19 protein-coding genes and 1 pseudogene are annotated in these 20,258 nt (G+C 46.6%); 13 read left to right on the top strand and 7 right to left on the bottom strand.

Going from position 1 to position 20,258, the window contains the following annotated elements:
* Positions 1 to 18: 18 nt before the first annotated feature.
* The gene (gene aroA / locus QUA90_RS02245) at positions 19 to 1,374 is read left to right on the top strand and encodes a 3-phosphoshikimate 1-carboxyvinyltransferase (protein ID WP_333443685.1); all 1,356 of its coding nucleotides are present in this window, start codon (positions 19 to 21) and stop codon (positions 1,372 to 1,374) included.
* A 113-nt stretch (positions 1,375 to 1,487) separates the two neighbouring features.
* Here the strand turns inward: aroA and QUA90_RS02250 are convergent, their stop codons facing one another.
* The 5 genes from QUA90_RS02250 to QUA90_RS02270 all read right to left on the bottom strand — a co-directional run bounded on the left by QUA90_RS02250 (position 1,488) and on the right by QUA90_RS02270 (position 5,737).
* The gene (locus QUA90_RS02250; RefSeq protein WP_333230982.1) at positions 1,488 to 1,925 is read right to left on the bottom strand and encodes a CAAD domain-containing protein; all 438 of its coding nucleotides are present in this window, start codon (positions 1,923 to 1,925) and stop codon (positions 1,488 to 1,490) included.
* Between the two features lie 196 nt (positions 1,926 to 2,121).
* Positions 2,122 to 3,129, bottom strand: a complete 1,008-nt coding sequence (locus tag QUA90_RS02255; protein WP_333327766.1) for a 2-hydroxyacid dehydrogenase — start codon at positions 3,127 to 3,129, stop codon at positions 2,122 to 2,124.
* 159 nt (positions 3,130 to 3,288) lie between these two features.
* Complete coding sequence (locus tag QUA90_RS02260; RefSeq protein ID WP_333327769.1) at positions 3,289 to 4,023, bottom strand: ABC transporter ATP-binding protein; 735 nt, start codon at positions 4,021 to 4,023, stop codon at positions 3,289 to 3,291.
* Between the two features lie 135 nt (positions 4,024 to 4,158).
* The gene (locus tag QUA90_RS02265; RefSeq protein ID WP_333388839.1) at positions 4,159 to 4,815 is read right to left on the bottom strand and encodes an energy-coupling factor transporter transmembrane protein EcfT; all 657 of its coding nucleotides are present in this window, start codon (positions 4,813 to 4,815) and stop codon (positions 4,159 to 4,161) included.
* Positions 4,808 to 5,737 carry an energy-coupling factor ABC transporter permease gene (locus QUA90_RS02270; protein WP_333443687.1) on the bottom strand — a complete coding sequence of 310 codons (930 nt, stop codon included), beginning with the start codon at positions 5,735 to 5,737 and terminating at the stop codon, positions 4,808 to 4,810. Before QUA90_RS02270 ends, QUA90_RS02265 begins: the two co-directional genes overlap by 8 nt.
* Before the next feature lie 628 nt (positions 5,738 to 6,365).
* On the opposite strand from QUA90_RS02270, the gene QUA90_RS02275 reads away from it, so the two are divergent.
* From QUA90_RS02275 to QUA90_RS02310, 8 genes and pseudogenes are all read left to right on the top strand, one after another.
* Complete coding sequence (locus tag QUA90_RS02275) at positions 6,366 to 7,001, top strand: hypothetical protein (protein ID WP_333443689.1); 636 nt, start codon at positions 6,366 to 6,368, stop codon at positions 6,999 to 7,001.
* A gap of 69 nt (positions 7,002 to 7,070) precedes the next feature.
* Positions 7,071 to 7,544 (top strand): hypothetical protein, encoded by a 474-nt coding sequence (locus tag QUA90_RS02280; RefSeq protein ID WP_333388840.1) that lies wholly within the window; start codon positions 7,071 to 7,073, stop codon positions 7,542 to 7,544.
* A 15-nt stretch (positions 7,545 to 7,559) separates the two neighbouring features.
* Positions 7,560 to 8,294, top strand: a complete 735-nt coding sequence (locus QUA90_RS02285; protein WP_333327784.1) for a hypothetical protein — start codon at positions 7,560 to 7,562, stop codon at positions 8,292 to 8,294.
* A 116-nt stretch (positions 8,295 to 8,410) separates the two neighbouring features.
* Positions 8,411 to 8,845 (top strand): ferritin-like domain-containing protein, encoded by a 435-nt coding sequence (locus QUA90_RS02290; RefSeq protein WP_333075906.1) that lies wholly within the window; start codon positions 8,411 to 8,413, stop codon positions 8,843 to 8,845.
* A 96-nt stretch (positions 8,846 to 8,941) separates the two neighbouring features.
* Positions 8,942 to 9,904 carry an FTR1 family protein gene (locus QUA90_RS02295; RefSeq protein ID WP_333443691.1) on the top strand — a complete coding sequence of 321 codons (963 nt, stop codon included), beginning with the start codon at positions 8,942 to 8,944 and terminating at the stop codon, positions 9,902 to 9,904.
* A 596-nt stretch (positions 9,905 to 10,500) separates the two neighbouring features.
* Positions 10,501 to 11,238, top strand: coding sequence for a response regulator transcription factor (locus tag QUA90_RS02300; RefSeq protein ID WP_333081299.1), 738 nt, complete (start codon positions 10,501 to 10,503; stop codon positions 11,236 to 11,238).
* Between the two features lie 696 nt (positions 11,239 to 11,934).
* Positions 11,935 to 12,429 (top strand): annotated as a pseudogene (locus QUA90_RS02305) (chlorophyll a/b binding light-harvesting protein); the annotation flags it as partial.
* Between the two features lie 472 nt (positions 12,430 to 12,901).
* Entirely contained in the window at positions 12,902 to 13,417 is a 516-nt protein-coding gene (locus QUA90_RS02310) for a transcriptional repressor (protein ID WP_333443693.1), read from the top strand.
* Positions 13,418 to 13,566: 149 nt separating this feature from the next.
* On the opposite strand, the gene QUA90_RS02315 is transcribed toward QUA90_RS02310, so the two are convergent.
* Positions 13,567 to 14,421, bottom strand: coding sequence for an Npun_R2479 family HD domain-containing metalloprotein (locus QUA90_RS02315; RefSeq protein ID WP_333327792.1), 855 nt, complete (start codon positions 14,419 to 14,421; stop codon positions 13,567 to 13,569).
* A gap of 311 nt (positions 14,422 to 14,732) precedes the next feature.
* On the bottom strand, positions 14,733 to 14,936 hold the full coding sequence (locus QUA90_RS02320) for a hypothetical protein (protein ID WP_333081254.1): 204 nt from the start codon (positions 14,934 to 14,936) through the stop codon (positions 14,733 to 14,735).
* Positions 14,937 to 15,390: 454 nt separating this feature from the next.
* Here QUA90_RS02320 and rpsL point away from each other — a divergent pair, with 454 nt between their 5' ends.
* The 4 genes from rpsL (at position 15,391) to tuf (ending at position 20,137) form a co-directional block, all read left to right on the top strand.
* Positions 15,391 to 15,771 (top strand): 30S ribosomal protein S12, encoded by a 381-nt coding sequence (gene rpsL, locus QUA90_RS02325; protein ID WP_006632197.1) that lies wholly within the window; start codon positions 15,391 to 15,393, stop codon positions 15,769 to 15,771.
* A gap of 145 nt (positions 15,772 to 15,916) precedes the next feature.
* Positions 15,917 to 16,387 (top strand): 30S ribosomal protein S7, encoded by a 471-nt coding sequence (gene rpsG / locus QUA90_RS02330; RefSeq protein ID WP_006632196.1) that lies wholly within the window; start codon positions 15,917 to 15,919, stop codon positions 16,385 to 16,387.
* A gap of 345 nt (positions 16,388 to 16,732) precedes the next feature.
* A complete protein-coding gene (fusA, locus tag QUA90_RS02335) occupies positions 16,733 to 18,805 on the top strand; it encodes an elongation factor G (protein WP_333160978.1) in 2,073 nt (690 codons plus the stop codon).
* Between the two features lie 102 nt (positions 18,806 to 18,907).
* Complete coding sequence (tuf, locus tag QUA90_RS02340) at positions 18,908 to 20,137, top strand: elongation factor Tu (RefSeq protein ID WP_242724596.1); 1,230 nt, start codon at positions 18,908 to 18,910, stop codon at positions 20,135 to 20,137.
* Positions 20,138 to 20,258: the final 121 nt, after the last annotated feature.

Consider the following 20,258-nt stretch of genomic DNA (forward strand, 5'->3'; position numbering starts at 1 on the left):
CAATCCTAGTTTATCTCAATGCAAGCTGACATTATCACTACTACGCTTCTTGACAAAAGCCAAACTTTAAGCATTAAAAAACCGGCCTCGGGCTTGTCACTGGTGGGCAGGATTCGAGTTCCGGGCGATAAGTCGATTTCTCACCGAGCTTTGATGTTGGGTGCGATCGCCCAAGGTGAAACTACTATTGAGGGACTACTCCTAGGGGAAGACCCCCGCAGCACGGCTAAATGTTTCTCGCTCCTGGGGGCCAAAGTTTCTGAACTCAACGCGGAACGGGTGACAGTCACGGGCGTCGGAATTGGCGAGTTAGAGGAGCCTGTAGAAGTCTTGGACGCTGGCAATTCCGGCACAACGATGCGGCTAATGTTGGGAATTTTAGCGTCTCATCCGGGGCGTTTTTTTGCGCTAACGGGTGACAGTTCTCTGCGATCGCGCCCCATGTCGCGCGTCATTAAACCGCTGCAACTTATGGGAGCGCAAATTTGGGGTCGAAAGAGCAATTCTTTAGCTCCCTTAGCGATACTAGGACAGCAGTTAAAACCGATTCACTACCATTCTCCGATCGCCTCGGCTCAAGTTAAATCTTGCATTTTGCTCGCCGGTTTGATGGCGGAGGGAGAAACTACAGTCACAGAACCCGCTCTGTCGCGGGATCACAGCGAACGGATGCTGCGAGCGTTTGGAGCCCAATTGAGCGTCGATCCAGAAACTTGTAGCGTGACAGTTACTGGGCCGACACAACTGCAAGGGCAGAATGTGATTGTACCGGGGGATATTAGTTCGGCGGCATTTTGGCTAGTTGCTGGGGCGATCGTCCCGGGTTCGGAACTCCTAGTCGAAAATGTCGGCGTCAACCCAACTCGTACAGGCATTTTGGAAGCTTTGGAAATGATGGGGGCCGATATTGAACTGCAAAATCAGCGAGAGGCCGCCGGAGAACCTGTAGCGGATATTTTGGTTCGCAGTTCCGGCCAATTGCGGGGATGCACCATTGCGGGCGACTTAATTCCCCGACTGATTGACGAAATCCCGATTTTGGCAGTAGCGGCGATCTTTGCGTCGGGTACTACAATAATTCGAGATGCGGCCGAGTTGCGAGTCAAAGAGAGCGATCGGCTGGCCGTGACTGCTGCCGAACTCAACCGCATGGGAGCCCAAATTTCCGAGTTACCCGACGGTTTAGAAATTACCGGGGGAACTCCTTTGACCGGTGCGGATGTTGACAGCTACACCGACCACAGAATAGCGATGAGTTTGGCGATCGCAGCCCTCAACGCCACAGGTACTACTAACATTCACCGGGCAGAAGCTGCTGCCATTTCCTACCCCGAATTTACCGCCACTTTGCAACAAGTTTGCCATCCAAATTAAGATTGGACATTGGGCATTGGGCATTGGGCATTGGTTGCTGGTTACTTGTTATCGGTTATTGGTATAGCCTCACAAATAACAAATAACCACTAACTAATGACTAATGACTTCCTCTAAGAATCTTTCCCTACAACTTGTTCTTTTAAAGAATCAATTTCCGTTAACAACTCTTGGCGATTAGAAGCCTTGAGCAGATACCGGTAAACAAACCAACCCGTATATCCCATGCCAATCAACTCAAAAATTGGAGCTACCAAAGGGACATCATTAAGAGCACCTAAAACTCCCAGCATTACCTTAATACTAATACCGCCTGCCAGAATTAAACCAACAGTTATGAGGGGCTTTTGGTAGTCAGCAAAAAAATTAGAGAGATAGGCTGGGAGTTCCGACAAAATTGTAATAACTTGGTCTTTAATATCTTGGAACTGGCTCGCCGTTGTTTCCGTGGTTGTCACTGTAGTCATTACCCCCGGTTTGTCCTCCACCAGGTCTACTGTGACGACTTCAGTAACTGTTTGTGTCTCGTCCGAAAAGTTAGCTTGTGTCATTGGATACTTCCTCCGTTGTCAGGTAAAATTGCAGGCTGTGAATTGCTGCCAGTATAATTCTCCGGCAATTAGCACAGCATTCGCGCTGCAGGGACTAATTGATGAGACTAAGGCAGAGCTTCACAAATTGCAAGCAAAAATAAGGATAAGACTTGATTGTAAACAATTCCCCTCGTTGCTAAATCGGTCTTTTGACTCATTTTTTCACTTGATCGAGGTCAATTTGATTCGGGCAAGGGCGTCCTTGTTCAAAATCGGTGATATTGCCGATCGTGGTTTCGGCGATATTTTTCAAAGCTTCCTCGGTGAAAAAAGCTTGGTGTCCGGTAATCAGGACGTTGGGGAAAGTCAGCAAACGCTGAAATACGTCGTCTTGAATGACGTGATTTGACAAATCCTCAAAAAACAGATCCGTCTCTTGTTCGTAAACATCTAAACCGAGGTAGCCAATTATACCAGACTTCAGTCCTTTGGTAACAGCTTTAGTGTCAATCAACTGACCGCGGCTGGTATTGATCAGCATCATCCCCGGTTTCATTTGCTTGATCGCCTCTGCACCGATTAAATGGTAAGTTTCCGGTATCAGCGGACAGTGGAGGCTGACAATATCAGAGGTGGCGAACAGTTCGGGGAGTGCGACGTATTCCATGCCTAGGGCGAGGCAATCCGGGTTTTGGTAAACATCGTATCCCAGCAGGTGACACCCGAATCCGTGCAGAATTTGGGCAGTAATTGCGCCAATTCTGCCTGTTCCGACGATTCCCACCGTTTTGCCGTGGAGATCAAAACCCAACAAGCCGTCTAGGGCGAAATTGCCTTCGCGGACGCGGTTGTAGGCCCGATGGATTCTGCGGTTGAGGGACAAAATCAGAGCGACTGCGTGTTCGGCCACTGCGTAGGGAGAATAAGCCGGAACTCGGAGGAGAGTTAGATTTAAATCCTTCGCTGCTGCTAAATCGACGTGATTGAATCCGGCGGATCTCAGGGCCAGCAAGCGAACGCCTTTTTCGGCAATGCTAAGCAGCGTTTTCGCGTCCAAGGAGTCGTTTACGAACGCGCAGACTGCCGGAAATCCAGCAGCCAAAACGCTGGTTTCCAGGTTCAGACGCGGTTCAAAAAAAACTAAATCGTGTTTGTCGCCGACATTCGCTGCTTCCAGAAATGTGCGATCGTAAGATTTGGTGCTGAATACGGCTACCTTCATGATTTTTGCCTGCAAACCCAGTAATAGTGGGAAATTCTTTCCCGATCAACTCTAAAGTTTACTAGAACGCCGTTGCCCCAAACAACCCACTTTCCATGAGACATATCGCTTGTGGTTAGTTATGACTACTTTATGTAATGACTAATAAACAATGGTTAATTACCAATCTGGCGGCAAATTGTAATATTCGAGAGTGGATTTGTCTGCCAGCAAATCTTGGGTTTTTCTGTCAATTTTAATCTCGCCATCCGCCAAAACTAAAGCCCTTTGAGTTGTTTTCCCGATCCAATTCAAATTGTGAGAAGCGATCAAAATTACCTCGATCGGCAATTGGGACAAAACTGACGCCAAGTGACGCCGCCACGAGGGATCTAGTCCATTAGTCGGCTCATCTAAGATTAAAATTGCCGGCTCTAATGCTAAAATTGCTGCCAAGGCTGCTAACCTTCTTTGACCTCCCGAAAGTTCGTGGGCAGAACGGTTGGCAAATTCTACTAAACCAAATTCGTGTAATAGCGCTAAAGCTCGATCGCGCGCAACTCCCGGCGGCACTCCGTAATTGCGCGGCCCGAACATGACATCCTCTAAAATAGTGGGCATAAATAGCTGGTCGTTAGCATCTTGAAAGCAAAATCCAATCTGCCTGCGTGCCTGCGATAAAGTCTTCGGTTCCAACTTTTTTCCCTGCACTCTAATCTCACCGGATTGAGGCACTTTTAAGCCGATCAAGTTTTCGAGCAAAGTGCTTTTACCAGCACCTGTCAGGCCGAGTAGGGCAACTCTTTCTCCCGGTTGCAAAGTAAAAGAAATTCCCCGCAATATTGGCTTTTGATCGTGATATCCGAATACTAAGTTTTCTACTTCGATTGTTGGCACGGATTTGAGTATAGTCAATTTTTATTTTCCTCGATTTTAGGATTAAGAGTATTTAACCGCAGAGAGCACAGAGGGCGCAGAGAGGGGAAGGGAGAAGGCAAAAGGTAGAGGCATGAATTAATCAATTACAAATTACCAATTGCCCCTTCTAAATTACCAGTTACCATAAGAAGCTATTGTTAATCCTGCTGCCATTAAAATTGCTACTGTCAGCCAGAGTCGCTCTTTTGGTGTTGATTTTGAGTCAGCAGGTAAAGCTCCTTGATACCCGCGAATTAGCATGGCTGCGTGTACTCTTTCTGCCCGATCGAGACTTCGCAAATAAAGCGCTCCGATCATGGAAGCACTGGCGTAACGCAGCCATCCTCCGGTACCGGACAAGCCCCGGAGTTGGGCAGATATTTTCATGCGGTTGACTTCGGCCAGCAGGATTTCTAAGTATTGTCCTGTTAAAAGTACAATCTCTTGCAAACCTGCTGGTAGGGGTAATCCTTTGAGGGCGATTCCGAAACTGTGGGGTGGCAAAGTTAGCAGGAAGCTGTTCATAATTAGCAGGCAAATTAGGGAACGCAGCAACAGAAAACTGGCGCGTTCCCAACCTTGGGGCAGCACTAATAAGGAGAGAAAAACCAATTCTGCTCCTAACAGTTGCGCTAGGGTTCGTACCGGAGCCCTGAGCCGAAATGACCACAAAAGTGCGATCGCCCCATAAATTCCCAGCCACAGCCAAGCGCCTGTCTTCAGAAAACCCATGCCAATCACAATTGTGAGAGACACTCGCAATCGAAAAGGTATGGAGAGTTTAGACATCTTTAGGTTTTACCACCAACTGAGCAATCCCAAAAGCCGCGCCGAAGCTGAAGGCAGATCCTAAAAGTCCAGCAATGCTAGTACCAATAGGCTGTTCTTCTAATCCTTTAACCGTGTAATCTGCTAAAGGAGTGGGATTTTCGATCGCCACAGCTTCTTGATCTTTAAAGCCGTATTTTTCGGCTACCGCTTCTAACCCGTCAGGCCAACTTGAAGCAAACAGTGAAAGCACCCCGGAAATTAATAAAACTCCGATTACTGGCACTACCCATTTCTGCAATTGTGGCTGTTGTCCCGGCAATAAATCCGGCCGCACTTTGACGAGATAAGTTAAAACGCCGCCTGTAATTACCCCTTCGCCAATCCCAATTAAAATATGCACCCCTACCATTGCTGGCAATGCGATATTGAGTCCTACTGTTCCAGAAATTGCCAATTGGATCGCCACAGAAATCGAAGCAGCCACGACGCTAAGGGCGGCTGCAATCCCTGCAGCTAGCGGCAAACGATTTCTGGAACCTCCCAAGAGTTGCTGCAATGGCTGCAACAGCCACCAGCCCACCCAAATGCCAACTAGCCCCATGTTAAAAATATTGGCTCCCAGGGCGGTGATGCCCCCGTCGGCAAACAAGACGCTCTGAATTATAAAAACTGTGCTCATCGCTAAAGTTGCCGCCCAAGGGTTCCCCAAAACCACGGAAGCTAGCGCTCCTCCTAATAAGTGGCCGCTGGTGCCACCTGCTACGGGAAAGTTAATCATCTGAGCCGCAAATACGAAAGCTGTAGTTAAGCCCATGATTGGGGCTTGTCGAAGTCCAAGACTGGCGCGGGTTCGATTCAGGGCAACAGCAATTACTGCTGCGCTTGCTATGCCGGTGGCAACAGCTACTGGCGGTGAAAGGAAACCATCAGGTATGTGCATCGATCTATCCCAAACGAGAGAACTTCCAAGTCTTTAGTCAACTATTTTTTACAAAAATTTAAAACCCCCTCTGGGGGTATTGGTGCGATCGAGCGATCGGGGGATTGGTGGCGGGCAATCGCTTATGGGATATAGATTACCGCCTCAAAGGCTGAATTTTGAGGATGAGAAATTTTAGATTAAATAATCCTGAAGAATTATTCGGATATTTTACCTAGCACGCCTAAATAGAAGCTTTTTAATAAGAATTATCAATATTTGTTTACAGATTCAACTGCAAAATTGTATTCACCGTCACCCTCAAACAATAATATTAAAAAAATCTAAAGAATTTACTGAAAATCTCTCATTGGCTTTATTGTCAATTATTGAGAATAAATAGCATTAAATTTTGACGACCGCAGCAGTGAAATTAGCAGATAGCTAGTCAAAGCCAAAGTATTGCGTGTTATAGAAACTAAGAAGTGCGAATTATTGCGACTTAATATAGTTAGCAGTATGTTTGCGGTAGTCGATCGCGCCAATGTGCGATCGGCTTTCCCCGCAGGAGCTGCATTATCAAGAAACTCAAAATACTAATGCGCTTATTCTCAAGTAATTTTCCGCACAACCTACAGGATGTTTGCCAGTGGTGCAGGACTCAACCCAAGACTCAAGTACCGATTTAGTTCCATCTGAATTTCCCAAACAGTTAGATATCGCTCAAGTGTCTGTCTACGGACTTAGCTTTTTATCCGCTGGTTTATTTCTGTTTTTACCTTTAGTTAACCTACTGCATCCGAGCCCTTGGCAGCGGTGGATGGGAACCATTCACGGCATGGGTGCAATGTTGGCATTAGTGGTAATGGTTTATACAGGACATCTAGCATTTCCATTGTTGCGGGGTGTCCCTAAAATCTTGCCACAAATGCGTACATTAGCCTTTTGGTCAACTCTTTTGAGTTTTTTGGCCATTGCTACTGGCAATTGGGCTTATATGCGGTATCGAGCAGGCATAGATTTCGGCGGAGCGAGAGCAGCGCTGAAAGAAAACTCTCCTCTAGCGCAGTACGTTTTGATGGAATATCACGAATTTAGCGTGCTGTTTACATTGCCTTTAACAGTAGCTTGTGCGTGGATTTTGTGGAACTATGGCAACTCGATTTTAGAAAAGCAAAATCGCCCAGTTTTAACAGCTACCTGCGTGGCTTTGATGGCAATCATGTTTTTCGCAATGGGCGGCATGGTGAGCGGGCTTGGTGTGGCTAAAATCCACGCTTTGTAATTAACAGTTAGTTGACTTTAGCATTAGCAACGGCTAATTACCTATTACCAAAATTAGGATATTTTTACAATGACTAGACAATTATCCCGCCAAAATAATGCGGGTAATGAACCTGTATACGGGAAATTTTGGAGCCAATTAAAACACTTTCCCAGCGGTTTAGCCGAAGGAGCAGAAACAGCACCTAGTGTTTCCGGGCCTGCCGCAGCCGCAGTAATTAGTGCAGCAATTGGTTGTTTTACAATGATGGTGACTCACCACTTGTCAGACACATCGAAAGCCACAGAAAAAATTGTTTGGAATCTCGGCACTTGGATTCCCGGAAGCAAGACGGATAGCGAATTGTGGGGAAATATCGGCAGTTACACTGGCAAAGAAACTATGTTGCTGGTGGGTTGGCTGATTAGTTGGCCAATTCTCCATACTCTCTGGAAGAATAAGAACATTAAAAGCCGCACCATATTTTTCTGGATGTTTGCTTTGTTGGTTGCTGCCACAGCTATGTGCTGGCATCCTCTATTTCCCTATTTACCGTTAACTTAAGTAATGTGAGGTTTGATGATGGAGACAAAAAATAAGCCGATCCCAGCCAGGGAGATGCACAAAATAGTTTGGGTTAGCGTCGGAGTTTTAACTCTTTTCTTTATGACTTTTCCCATCGCAATGTGGCGTGTTAGCCAAAAAGAAAAGTTTCGCGGTTTTCACGTCAAGTCTTTGACAATTGAGGGGCAAAATCCCGCTAATGCTGTTGCTAAGGGGCTGGCCCAACCAGCTATTGCCAGTAGCAGTGCGCTTCCGGCTGCTAATAATTCCTATTTAGCTCTTGACAGCCAAAAAAAGCTGCCTGACAAGTCTCCAGAGGTTGTACCTTTCACTAATACGTCTACTGAAACGGCTATGGCGAGTAGCCCTACAGATAAGACTGTCCAAGCTGTACCTGTATCAGCAGGCCAGCAGGAAGTTCAGGCGGTGGATGGAACAAATCACACAGCAGAAATTACGGATCGCGTCAAACTAGATGAGTTAGCTCTCAAAGTCTACGATCGCATCGATCGAAGTTGGCAAACTAGCCCTACATTCAATCAAAATCTAGTGTATCGAGTCACTACAAGTCAAGATGGGGCGATCGGCAATTTCGAGCCACTCAATCAACCAGCCAAGGATTACAGCCAAGAAACTCCTTTGCCAAATCTGCTGAAATCTTCCGAAACTAGCAGCCGTAACAGTGCAGCACCAGTTGCTAAGTTTACTGTAGTGTTTGCTCCTACTGGAACCTTAGAAGTTAACCCCTAACTCACATACAACATCTCTCCGGTAAGGTGCGCCATCAGCACCTTACTTTTCATTTTTAACTTAAATGTGATATTATAAACAGCGCCCTCTAGGGTCTGCTACTTCTAAAACAACAAATGAAAGAACTTGACGAGAAAAAAACCCAGGAACTGCTATGCACCATCATGGAATGGGAACTTGCAGGTGTCGTGCGCTATACCCACTATTCACTAATGGTGACAGGGCCAAACCGGATTCCCATCGTGCAGTTTTTTAAAGCACAAGCCACAGAATCTCTAATCCACGCCCAACAAGCAGGAGAAATTCTCACCGGTTTAGAGGGGCATCCTAGTCAGAAAATTGCTCCCATCGAAGAAACCTACAAACACTCGGTGAAAGACTTGTTAGAAGAAAGTTTAAATCACGAGAAAAAAGCGCTCAAAAAGTATAAATCTTTACTTGAAGTTGTGACCGACTCCAGCGTTTATTTGGAAGAATATGCCCGCAATTTGATTGGGCAAGAAGAATTGCACCAAGTAGAATTGAAAAAAATGCTGCGGGATTATAGTTGATTTAATCATTAGTTAGTTGTTATTGGTTATTGGTTATTGGTTATTTCCACTCACCAATGACCAATACCCCATGCCCATGCCCCATGATTATAAAAAATGAATTTTAGTGAAGCCATACCCACTTTTATAATTACCCTGCGCGAAGGCGTAGAAGCCACCTTAGTTGTCGGAATTGTACTAGCTTGCCTCAAAAAAGCCGAGCAAAGTCACCTCAATTCTTGGGTTTATGCAGGTGTCGCAGCCGGCATTGGTGCTAGCGGTATTGTGGGTATTATCTTCAATGGATTGCTCGCAGCACTATCAACCTCAGAGCAGCCTTACGCACCAGTCATTAAACAGCTATTAGAGGGCGTGTTGGGCATGGTGGCGATCGCAATGCTAAGCTGGATGCTAATTTGGATGACTCAGCAAGCTCGCTTTCTCAAAGCAGAAGTTGAAGGAGCAGTTACAGCAGCTTTAACAGAAAATAGCAAGGCCGGCTGGGGCGTATTTGGCTTAATTTTTATTGCGGTACTGCGCGAAGGTTTTGAAACAGTTATATTTGTCAGCGCTCAATTTCAACAAGGTTTAACTCCTGCTTTGGGTGCTTTGGGCGGTTTGACTGGGGCCGCAATCCTTGGCGCGCTACTGTTCAAGTGGGGTGTCAAAATTGATATCCGCCTGTTTTTCAAGTTTATGGGGATTTTGTTGCTGTTAATCGTAGCAGGTTTGGCAGTATCTGCACTCAAACATTTTGACCAAGCCGCTGGGATTTTGTCGCAGATGAATAGCAAATATTCAGCAATTTGTGTTTATTACGATCGCCTCGCACCACTCCACTCTTGTATTTTAGGGCCTATGGTGTGGAATGCAGCGGAAATTTTGCCCGATCGACAATTTCCAGGAGTGCTTCTCAAAGCACTGTTTGGATACAGAGATCGACTTTATCTCGTCCAAGCAGCCGCTTACACAATATTCTTAGCCACCATCGGCGGTCTTTATTTCCAAAAATTAGGCGCTAAGGCGACTGTTCCCAACAAAAATACTCAGCCAGCTCGATCGGAAACTCGCCCTCAGTAGGTATGCAACCTGTTTTTATCGGTTGTTTTGCTGATTCCAGGGCGATAAAGAAATTAGCCCCACACGCAAAAAATTGACCAAAAACTTTCAGTTTGCGGGATTTATTATTTGACTTTTATATGATATCATTAAATGATGCCAACATTGTTTATTTATTTTATAAATAGTCATAATAATATTATTTGATAATACCGTCAATAACCCAAAAAAGCAAGCCCTACCGATCAAAAAACACAAAAACTTTATCAGCAAAATTAACTAACTTAAAAAAATTACAGTTAACGGTTAACAGGGTTATGCAAAACGCGGACTACCGTTAGGGCGATCCTGTGAAGCCCCAGGCGCACCCTGCAAAAGTTAAGGCTGTTCTTTCCGACCAAAAATCTGTCCCCAGCAAGATTTTTGGTAAACAGTTTTCTGATAAGCGCTCTTAGGGCTTATAATTAGTACAAGAATATTTACAGAGTTCCGAAAGTTCTTAATCAACCTTATAATCCTTAATGAAGCTTAAAATTAAAAAATTGTTCGTTAAAGTTACCTGGAACCCCCAGAAGGCTGTAGGATCTGCCATTCGGTTAGCGGTGAGATAAATAATGATGCCTCGGATACTTGTTATTGATGATGACGCGGCGATCGCCGAACTCGTAGCAGTCAACCTAGAAATGGCTGGCTACGAAGTCACCCAGGCAGAAGACGGCATCAAAGGTCAGGCACTAGCCATACAACTGCTCCCCGACCTGATCATGCTAGACCTCATGCTGCCTAGAGTAGACGGATTCACCGTATGTCAGCGTTTGCGGCGTGACGAGCGCACCTCAGACATTCCCGTCTTGATGTTGACAGCCTTAAGTCAAACTCAAGACAAAGTAGAAGGCTTCAACTCCGGCGCCGACGACTACCTGACCAAACCCTTTGAACTAGAAGAGATGCTAGCCCGAGTGCGAGCTCTACTAAGACGCACAGACCGCATCCCCCAAGCGGCCAAACACTCCGAAATCCTGAATTACGGCCCGCTGACCCTTGTCCCCGAAAGGTTTGAAGCTGTTTGGTACGCTCAGACAGTCAAACTGACCCACCTAGAGTTTGAGCTGCTGCACTGCTTGCTTCAGCGCCACGGTCAGACAGTCTCTCCTAGCGAAATTCTCAAAGAAGTGTGGGGTTACGACCCCGACGACGACATCGAAACTATTCGTGTACACATCAGACACCTGAGAACCAAGATGGAACCCGATCCCCGCCATCCTCGGTACATCAAAACCGTATACGGGGCTGGTTATTGCCTGGAGTTACCCAACAACGAGCAAGTAGCTGAACAAACAAAATCCTCTGCTTGAGCTAGCACGCCAGATGCAACAAGCAGTTAAAAGTTCCGCTAGAAAAGCCTGAGAGCATTTGCTCTCAGGCTTAGTTGTTTGGAGTTTGAGATGAATATGTCAACAAGTAGGCATTAACTCTCTTCATTCGGAAAAAACAATCCCACACCCCCCTCTAACCGCGCGGTTTCATTCTCTTGTAGGGGCTGCCCCCCGTGGCTGCCCCCATGTCTGAAACTGTGAAATCGCCTGTGGGGGGGGTAGGCACGGGGGCACTACCCCTACAAAATCGCGATTTTCGTGAGAATGAAACCGCCCTGCCTCTAACCGTACTTTTAGAGAAGCTTGTCCATAGGAAAGTACCGGATTTCTTTTTCCACCTTGTCTTTTCCGAGAGGATTGGATACCTACTTAAACAATACTCTAGCCATAGTACTCTTTAATAATATTATTTATCAATAAATTTAGAGGTATTCCTTTAGCTGCTATTTTGGCTAAGGAGAAGCCAAACTCCGCTCAAGCGCCAAAAACAGTCATAATCGTGATATAACGATGTTTTTTCCTACTGATTTACATACCTGAACTCAAATCAGTGAAAATTTTTCTCAAATACCCCTTGACTAAACTACTAAAATTGTTGATTATCTATATCAATAATCTGCGATCGCTTAAAACTCCACTGACATCTTTCTCAAGAGGTAAATCGCCGTGACCAGCATGGCAAAAAAATCCTTCCCAACCGAAGGAAAATCATTTCCCTGGTGGGTCGGCAACGCCCGCTTAATCAACCTTTCCGGCCGTTTGCTCGGTATCCACGTCGCCCACGCCGGCCTCATCGTCTTCTGGGCGGGAGCCTATACCCTATTAGAGCTTTCTCGCTTTAACTCAGAATTGCCCATGTACGAACAAGGCTTAATCCTGTTGCCAAACCTAGCCAGACTCGGCTTGGGCGGGGGTGCGGGAGGCAAAATTGTCGAGACTGATCCGTACTTCGCCGTTAGGGCGATTCACCTAATCAGCTCAGCCTTTCTCGGCTTCGGCGGCATCTTTCACTCCCTCAAAGGGCCAGCCACCCTCGAAGCAAGAACTTCTTTCTTTGGCTACACATGGGAAGACGCACACAAAGTGACCACCATCTTGGGCATCCACCTACTTTTGCTGGGTGTCGCTACCTTCTTGTTGGGGGCTAAAGCTATGTATCTCGGTGGTTTATGACTGTCTTTTTCTAATATTTATGTATTGCCACTTTGATTATTTTTGTGGAGTCTGTCCATAACATTGCCAGAAGGAGTGCATCAAATCAAGCGCTTGTATCCAATTCCTTGTGATTGGAATTTTTTTACTAACGACTACCGCCTCACATTTACAGTGCGCCCGTGCGTTGCTTGTGCTGAAGATGCGAGCGGTTGCACTGACTTTGAACCTAAGACTTGTTTTATCAATGCTTATCCGCAACATTGCTATAAACTTCACAAAAATTACGCAGAAATACCGAAAACAACTTTTTCAGTTCCACTTTTAGCAAAGGGGATAGGTGGCTAGCAGATTACCCTGGACTAAAGGGGGAGTCTAGAGTTATATGGATTATCACGGAAAATATACTTTAGAAGCATCTAAAAAATAGCACGAATAAATAACAGATAATCCATGACCATCCTCGTTCAACTTTTTTATTTTTTCCGACATGAATTTATACAGTGCTAACTCACTCAAAGTCGAACTCAACCAAAGAGGCTGCCGCCTGACTCCCCAGCGAGAAACTATTTTGAGTGTCTTTCAAAATCTACCGCAGGGTAATCATTTAAGTGCGGAAGAATTATACAGGACTTTGCAGAATCAAGGAGAACGAATAGGCTTGTCTACTGTCTACCGAACGCTGCATTTATTAGCAAGGATAGGAATTTTGCGTGAACTAGAATTAGCAGAAGGACACAAACATTACGAACTGAATTTTCCCGAATTGCACCACCACCATCATCTGGTTTGCATTCAGTGTCACAAAACCTTTGAATTTAGCGATGAATCAATTTTAAAAATTGGCAAAAAGCAAGTTGAAAAAGCTGGGGTTGAACTGCTTGACTGTCAATTAACTGTGCGAGCTGTTTGTTTGGAAGCGCTACGGGAGGGATGGCCTTCTTTGGTACCCAGCAATTGGTTGTGTCCCAGATATCATTCGCAAATGGAGGAGGAAATTAGTTGATTTGGATGAAATACACTTAGGTAATATGGAATTGGTGATAATTGGTAATTTGTGCTTTTTTATTCGTTATGAGCTGTTAGTTATTAGGACCTACAAATAACCCATGATCATTGACAACTGACTGCTGACTGCTGAATTCACTTTTGCAATCAAGCAACCTCAGAAGAATCGCAACGTTGGTGTTCCATCCGAAATATGTTAGCGTACAAACTAGCAACAATCTGTTTGCCTTCCTGGGTCAACTGCAAGTAACCGAGAGATTCACTGATGTGAGGATAAATGCCGCTCCAGTAAAACTTAGAGTAGCTTTGCAGCAAGTCGCCCGGATGTCGATAGCCCAAAACTTTAGTAGCACCGCTTTCTTCCAACTCGTAAAAGAGCGCGCCAATTTTCTGCAAATATTGCGGGTTGCTGAGCTGACCTATCAAGTCAGCACCGCGAACTAAACTAGAGTAATTAACTGCCTCCTCGTCAGTGTTGCCGTCAAGGACCGAGAAACGAGTCTGTTCTATGTTCTGCTTAATTATCTCAGCATTAATTAGCTTATGGTTGCCGAAGCGCTCGTCAATAAACAATTTAGCTCTGTCAACTCGGTAAGGAGCTAAGCTAGCCGCTGTTGCACCGGGAGCAAGTGCAATTCTCATGCCATCTTTTCCCGTAGCATACAATCCTTCTGATTCTTGGTCTTGCCGGCAAACTCCTTTGACATATCCGATGTCTTGGCACAGCAAAGAAATAATGAAGTGCAGCCAATCTTCGCAGGAAACTCCGCCCTTGCGAATGTGTTTTCCCCGCAAGATTTCTTGACCGACTAAGCTAATGCAAATGGCGTGTTCTACATTGTGATAAAGAGCATCGCTGTTGGCGATGTTTTCTAACGCCATTGCCCCCACCCAGGCAATAATGTCAGCATAATCTGATTTGTAGCCTCCGTAAGTGCGGCTGTACCCGTTCTGAAGTTGTTCGATGAAAGCCTCGATCAGCAGTTCTGTAGAATTAAACATACCCTATCCTTTTACCTTAATATTTCCTTTTAAGAGCGGTGCATCTATTGGGGATTCGTCTACTTTTATGGATGAGATTTTAGCTCATACCAATTCACTATCAAGATACACTAAATGAGGCTGATGTCTTTTTGGTTGGAACTATATCCTTAGCGTTATATTAAATGCAGCTTGATAGTAAATTGGTATCACCACTCATGCACCCCGTGTGTGTTGTGCTCCGTGGGTGGTAATCTCAAAACTCATTGACGCAGCTACGCCCGGGGAGTCACGAAGCAATCTCGCGCCCTGACTCAAAACTCCCAAGCAACTCAGTCCATCACTGACACCCATCCCCGCCGTACTGCATACAGCAGCCTGCTGACAATTTTTCGATCCTCTGAACTTTTTAAACTGTGAGAATTAATTGCGTATTGAATTTCCTGGAACTGATCCCGATCGATCTTACCGGATTTCCAAATATTCAAGTAAAGTTCGGAAATTTTATATTCAGGAATATAAGCTTTGGTTGTCATCTGCAGTCAACTCAATGTATATTTCTTATTGTCCGGCAATTTTAGATAACTTTATGTGATGTAGATCGGCTATAGACTGTGATGCGATCCCAGGCTGGAGTTAATGCACCTCTCCTAACAATGGTAATTTGAGCGAAAAAGCGCGATATTGCGATCTCATAAATTTTGCTGACGGCTGTGAAAATCATCATAGTTGCGCCTAAATTATAGGATGTCACATACCATTCTCCCGTTGCGCTCGCCCCCGGACAACTTGCAGTAAGGAAGCAAGTTGGAGCGGTGGTCGCGCAAATTTCTTGCCAAAGAAACACGCGTCGTGTACAATACAGAGTCTGGTATCCTCACTTACCCATAATTATTTTCATTCATCCCGTCCCCCCAGAGGGGAAGGGACTTTCAGTGCGGATACAGCCAAATCACTATATTCAGCAAAAAGCTAGAAATGCCGTAACTCATGCCCACTATTCAGCAACTCATCCGTTCAGCACGGGAACAAACGCAGAAAAAAACCAAATCGCCAGCTCTCAAGAGTTGCCCCCAGCGCCGCGGAGTTTGCACCAGAGTGTACACGACCACCCCGAAAAAACCCAACTCGGCGCTGCGGAAGGTGGCTCGGGTACGGCTGACCTCTGGTTTTGAAGTCACCGCCTACATCCCTGGGATCGGTCACAACTTGCAAGAACACTCGGTAGTAATGATCCGGGGCGGTCGTGTAAAAGATTTGCCCGGAGTTAGATACCACATCATTCGCGGTACATTAGACACCGCTGGGGTGAAAGACCGCAAGCAGGGTCGTTCCAAATACGGGGCCAAGCGTCCTAAAGAGAAAAAATAACACGGAACTCGCCCGATCGTCGGGGTTGGGAAGCAAAAATAAATCCGATCGCGCCGCTCAATTGCACGCTCGATCGTCATCAATCGAGATGTGATCCCAAAACCCCAAACTCAATCATTCAAAATCAAAAATCCCAAATAGAACTATGTCTCGCCGCACAGTTATTCAAAAACGTCCAGTTCCACCAGATCCAACCTACAACAGCCGGTTGGTAAGCATGATGGTGAGACGGATCATGCAGCACGGCAAAAAATCCGTTGCCTCCAGCATCGTCTACGACGCCCTCAAAACCATCCAAGAACGCACAGGGGCTGAACCGTTAGACTTGTTTGAAAAAGCAGTCAAAAACGCGACACCCCTAGTCGAAGTCAAAGCCCGCCGGGTAGGTGGCGCCACCTACCAAGTGCCAATGGAAGTGCGTTCCGATCGCGGTACAACACTCGCCCTCCGCTGGCTGATCAGATTTGCCCGCGCCCGCACCGGCCGATCGATGGCAGCCAAGCTAGCCAACGAACTGATGGATGCAGCTAACGAAACAGGGAGTGCTATTCGCAAGCGCGAAGAAACTCACCGCATGGCTGAAGCTAACAAGGCTTTTGCTCACTACCGCTACTAACTGCAACAACGGGCATGGAGAAGAGCGCGATCGTGCGGTATAAAAGCATCGGGTGAGAAATTGGAAAGTGTAAGTTTTGAGTGTTGAGATTGCTTCTCTTGGCGCAGTTGCGATTGGTGAAGCAAACTCAAGACTCCCAAAATCAAAATTCACGCACTCAAAATTCACGCACTCTCTGAATCCTCCATGTCGCATCCTTAATATTTTTGTAAACAAATCTTGCAAAAAATATTAAAATGTAACAATAAACTCCAGAGACTTTTGTAAGTTACTGGGGAGTGCAAAATAGGGTTACTGTGTAGTATAATAGTATTATAACAGCAACACAAGATTAAGGAGGTAGCTGTGGCACGTACCGTCCCGCTAGAAAAAACTCGCAACATCGGCATCGCAGCCCACATAGACGCGGGCAAAACAACAACAACTGAAAGAATTCTGTTCTATTCAGGCATGGTTCACAAAATGGGTGAAGTGCACGAGGGAACAGCAGTCACTGACTGGATGGAGCAAGAGCGGGAGCGGGGAATTACGATTACTGCCGCTGCTATCACCACCAGTTGGAAAGATTACAAAATCAACATCATCGACACTCCCGGACACGTAGACTTCACGATCGAAGTCGAACGCTCGATGCGAGTGCTCGACGGAGTGATCGCAGTGTTCTGCTCGGTAGGGGGAGTGCAGCCGCAATCCGAAACAGTTTGGCGACAGGCTGATCGGTACAAAGTACCGAGGATCGTGTTCGTCAATAAAATGGATCGGATGGGGGCAAACTTCTACAAAGTCTACGGTCAAATTCGCGATCGCATGAGAGCGAACGCCGTACCCATCCAAATCCCGATCGGCAGTGAAGAAAACTTCAGGGGAATTGTAGACTTAGTGCAAATGAAAGCCTATATCTACAATAACGACACGGGAACCGACATCGAGGAAGTAGAAATCCCCGATGAAGTAAAGGATCTAGCCGTAGAATACCGCACCAAGCTGATCGAGTCGGTAGCAGAAACCAACGACGCCCTCACGGAGAAATACCTCGAAGGCGAAGAGTTAACGGAAGACGAAATCCGCTTGGCCCTGCGTCACGGCACTGTCGAAGGTACGATCGTCCCCATGTTGTGTGGTTCGGCATTCAAAAACAAAGGCGTTCAGTTGTTGTTGGATGCAGTCATCGACTATCTGCCGTCGCCCTTGGAAGTTCCTCCAATTCAAGGACTCCTACCCAACGGCGACACAGCAGAGCGGTTTGCCGACGACAACGCCCCGCTGTCAGCCCTGGCCTTCAAAATCATGGCTGACCCCTACGGTCGCCTGACCTTTGTTCGCGTCTACTCCGGTATCCTCAAAAAAGGTACCTACGTCCTGAACTCCACCAAAGACAAAAAAGAGCGGGTTTCTCGCTTAATTGTCCTCAAAGCGGACGATCGGATAGAAGTTGAGGAACTCCGAGCCGGAGACTTGGGAGCAGCCTTGGGTTTGAAAGACACCTTCACCGGCGACACCCTCTGCGAAGAAGGAGCGCCAGTGATTCTGGAATCTCTGTTTATTCCAGAGCCAGTTATCTCGGTGGCTGTCGAACCCAAAACCAAACAAGACATGGAGAAGCTCTCCAAAGCCCTCCAGTCGCTCTCGGAAGAAGACCCCACCTTCCGAGTCAACGTTGACCCAGAGACCAACCAGACAGTCATCGCCGGCATGGGCGAACTGCACCTGGAAATCCTGGTAGACAGGATGCTGCGGGAATTCAAAGTAGAAGCCAACGTGGGTCAGCCACAAGTAGCCTACCGTGAAACCATTCGCAAATCCGTCCGCGCCGAAGGTAAATTTATCCGCCAAAGCGGGGGTAAAGGTCAGTACGGTCACGTCGTGATCGAACTAGAACCCACCGAAGTCGGAAGTGGCTTTGAATTTGTCTCCAAAATTGTTGGTGGCACTGTACCCAAAGAGTACATCGGCCCAGCAGAACAAGGGATGAAAGAAGCGTGCGAATCAGGTATTGTAGCAGGATATCCCGTGATTGACCTCAAAGCTACTATGGTAGACGGGTCTTTCCACGACGTAGACTCCTCAGAAATGGCATTTAAGATCGCCGGTTCAATGGCGATCAAAGAAGCCGTGATGAAGGCGTCGCCAGTGCTGCTAGAGCCTATGATGAAAGTAGAGGTGGAAGTTCCCGAAGATTACATCGGGAACGTCATCGGAGACCTCAACTCGCGTCGGGGTCAGATCGAAGGTCAAGAGACGGATCAGGGGATAGCCAAAGTTTCTGTAAAAGTTCCACTAGCAGAAATGTTTGGTTACGCCACCGACATCCGCTCGAAAACCCAAGGTCGAGGCATCTTCACAATGGAATTCAGCCATTACGAAGAAGTGCCGCGAAACGTGGCTGAAGCCATTATCGCTAAGAACAAAGGGAACTAATGATTTTAGATTTTAGATTTTGGATTTTGGATTGAATCCAAAGTCTAAAATCTAAAATGTTAAAATCTAAAATCGCTAAAAGAAACAAGGAACAAATCGAGAATGGCACGCGCAAAATTTGAACGGAATAAACCCCACGTAAACATCGGCACGATCGGTCACGTTGACCACGGCAAAACAACTTTGACCGCCGCGATTACGATGACTCTCTCTGCACTAGGTCAAGCAAAGGCTAAAAACTACGCCGACATCGACGCTGCGCCTGAAGAAAAAGCACGGGGTATTACGATTAATACTGCTCACGTGGAATACGAAACCACAGGTCGGCACTATGCCCACGTAGATTGCCCCGGACACGCTGACTATGTGAAAAACATGATCACCGGTGCAGCTCAAATGGACGGCGGCATCCTAGTAGTGTCAGCGGCAGACGGCCCCATGCCTCAAACTCGCGAACACATCCTGCTAGCTAAGCAAGTTGGCGTTCCCAGCTTGGTTGTCTTCTTGAACAAAGAAGACATGGTGGATGATGCTGAACTGTTGGAATTGGTAGAACTGGAAGTTCGCGAACTTTTGAGCTCTTACGATTTTCCGGGCGATGACATTCCTATCGTCACAGGTTCGGGATTGAAAGCTCTCGAAGCGATGCTTGCTAATCCCAAGACTGTCAAGGGCGAAAATGAGTGGGTTGACAAAATCTACAAGCTGATGGAAGAAGTAGATGCTTACATCCCCACCCCAGAACGCGAAGTTGACAAGCCTTTCTTGATGGCAGTTGAAGACGTATTCTCGATTACTGGTCGGGGTACGGTCGCCACTGGTCGGATTGAGCGCGGAACCATCAAAGTCGGCGAAACAGTCGAATTGGTGGGTCTTAAGGACACTCGCAGCACTACAGTGACTGGTGTGGAAATGTTCACCAAGTCTCTTGAAGAAGGTTTGGCCGGCGACAACGTTGGTCTACTGCTGCGGGGGATTTTAAAGGCGGATATTGAACGCGGAATGGTGATTGCCAAGCCGAAAAGCATCCTGCCTCACACTCAGTTTGAATCTGAAGTGTACATCCTCAAGAAGGAAGAAGGCGGCCGGCACACGCCCTTTTTCTCTGGCTATCGCCCTCAATTCTACGTCCGTACCACTGACGTGACCGGCACGATCGCACAATTCACGGCTGATGACGGTACTGAAGCAGAAATGGTGATGCCCGGTGACCGGATCAAAATGACTGTTGAGTTGATTCACCCGATCGCGATCGAACAAGGAATGCGCTTCGCTATCCGCGAAGGCGGCCGCACCGTCGGCGCCGGCGTTGTTTCCAAAATCCTCAAGTAGGACTCGCATAACAGCTTAAATAGCAGAAAAGCCGCCAAATGTCAATAGGCTTTTCTGCTATTTAGTGAGTAGTGAGTAGTTATAGGTTAGTGGCCAGTTGTTAGTAGTTATGGGTTAAATG

Source organism: Microcoleus sp. D3_18_C4 (assembly GCF_036702355.1).
In the GTDB taxonomy this organism is placed as follows: domain Bacteria; phylum Cyanobacteriota; class Cyanobacteriia; order Cyanobacteriales; family Microcoleaceae; genus Microcoleus.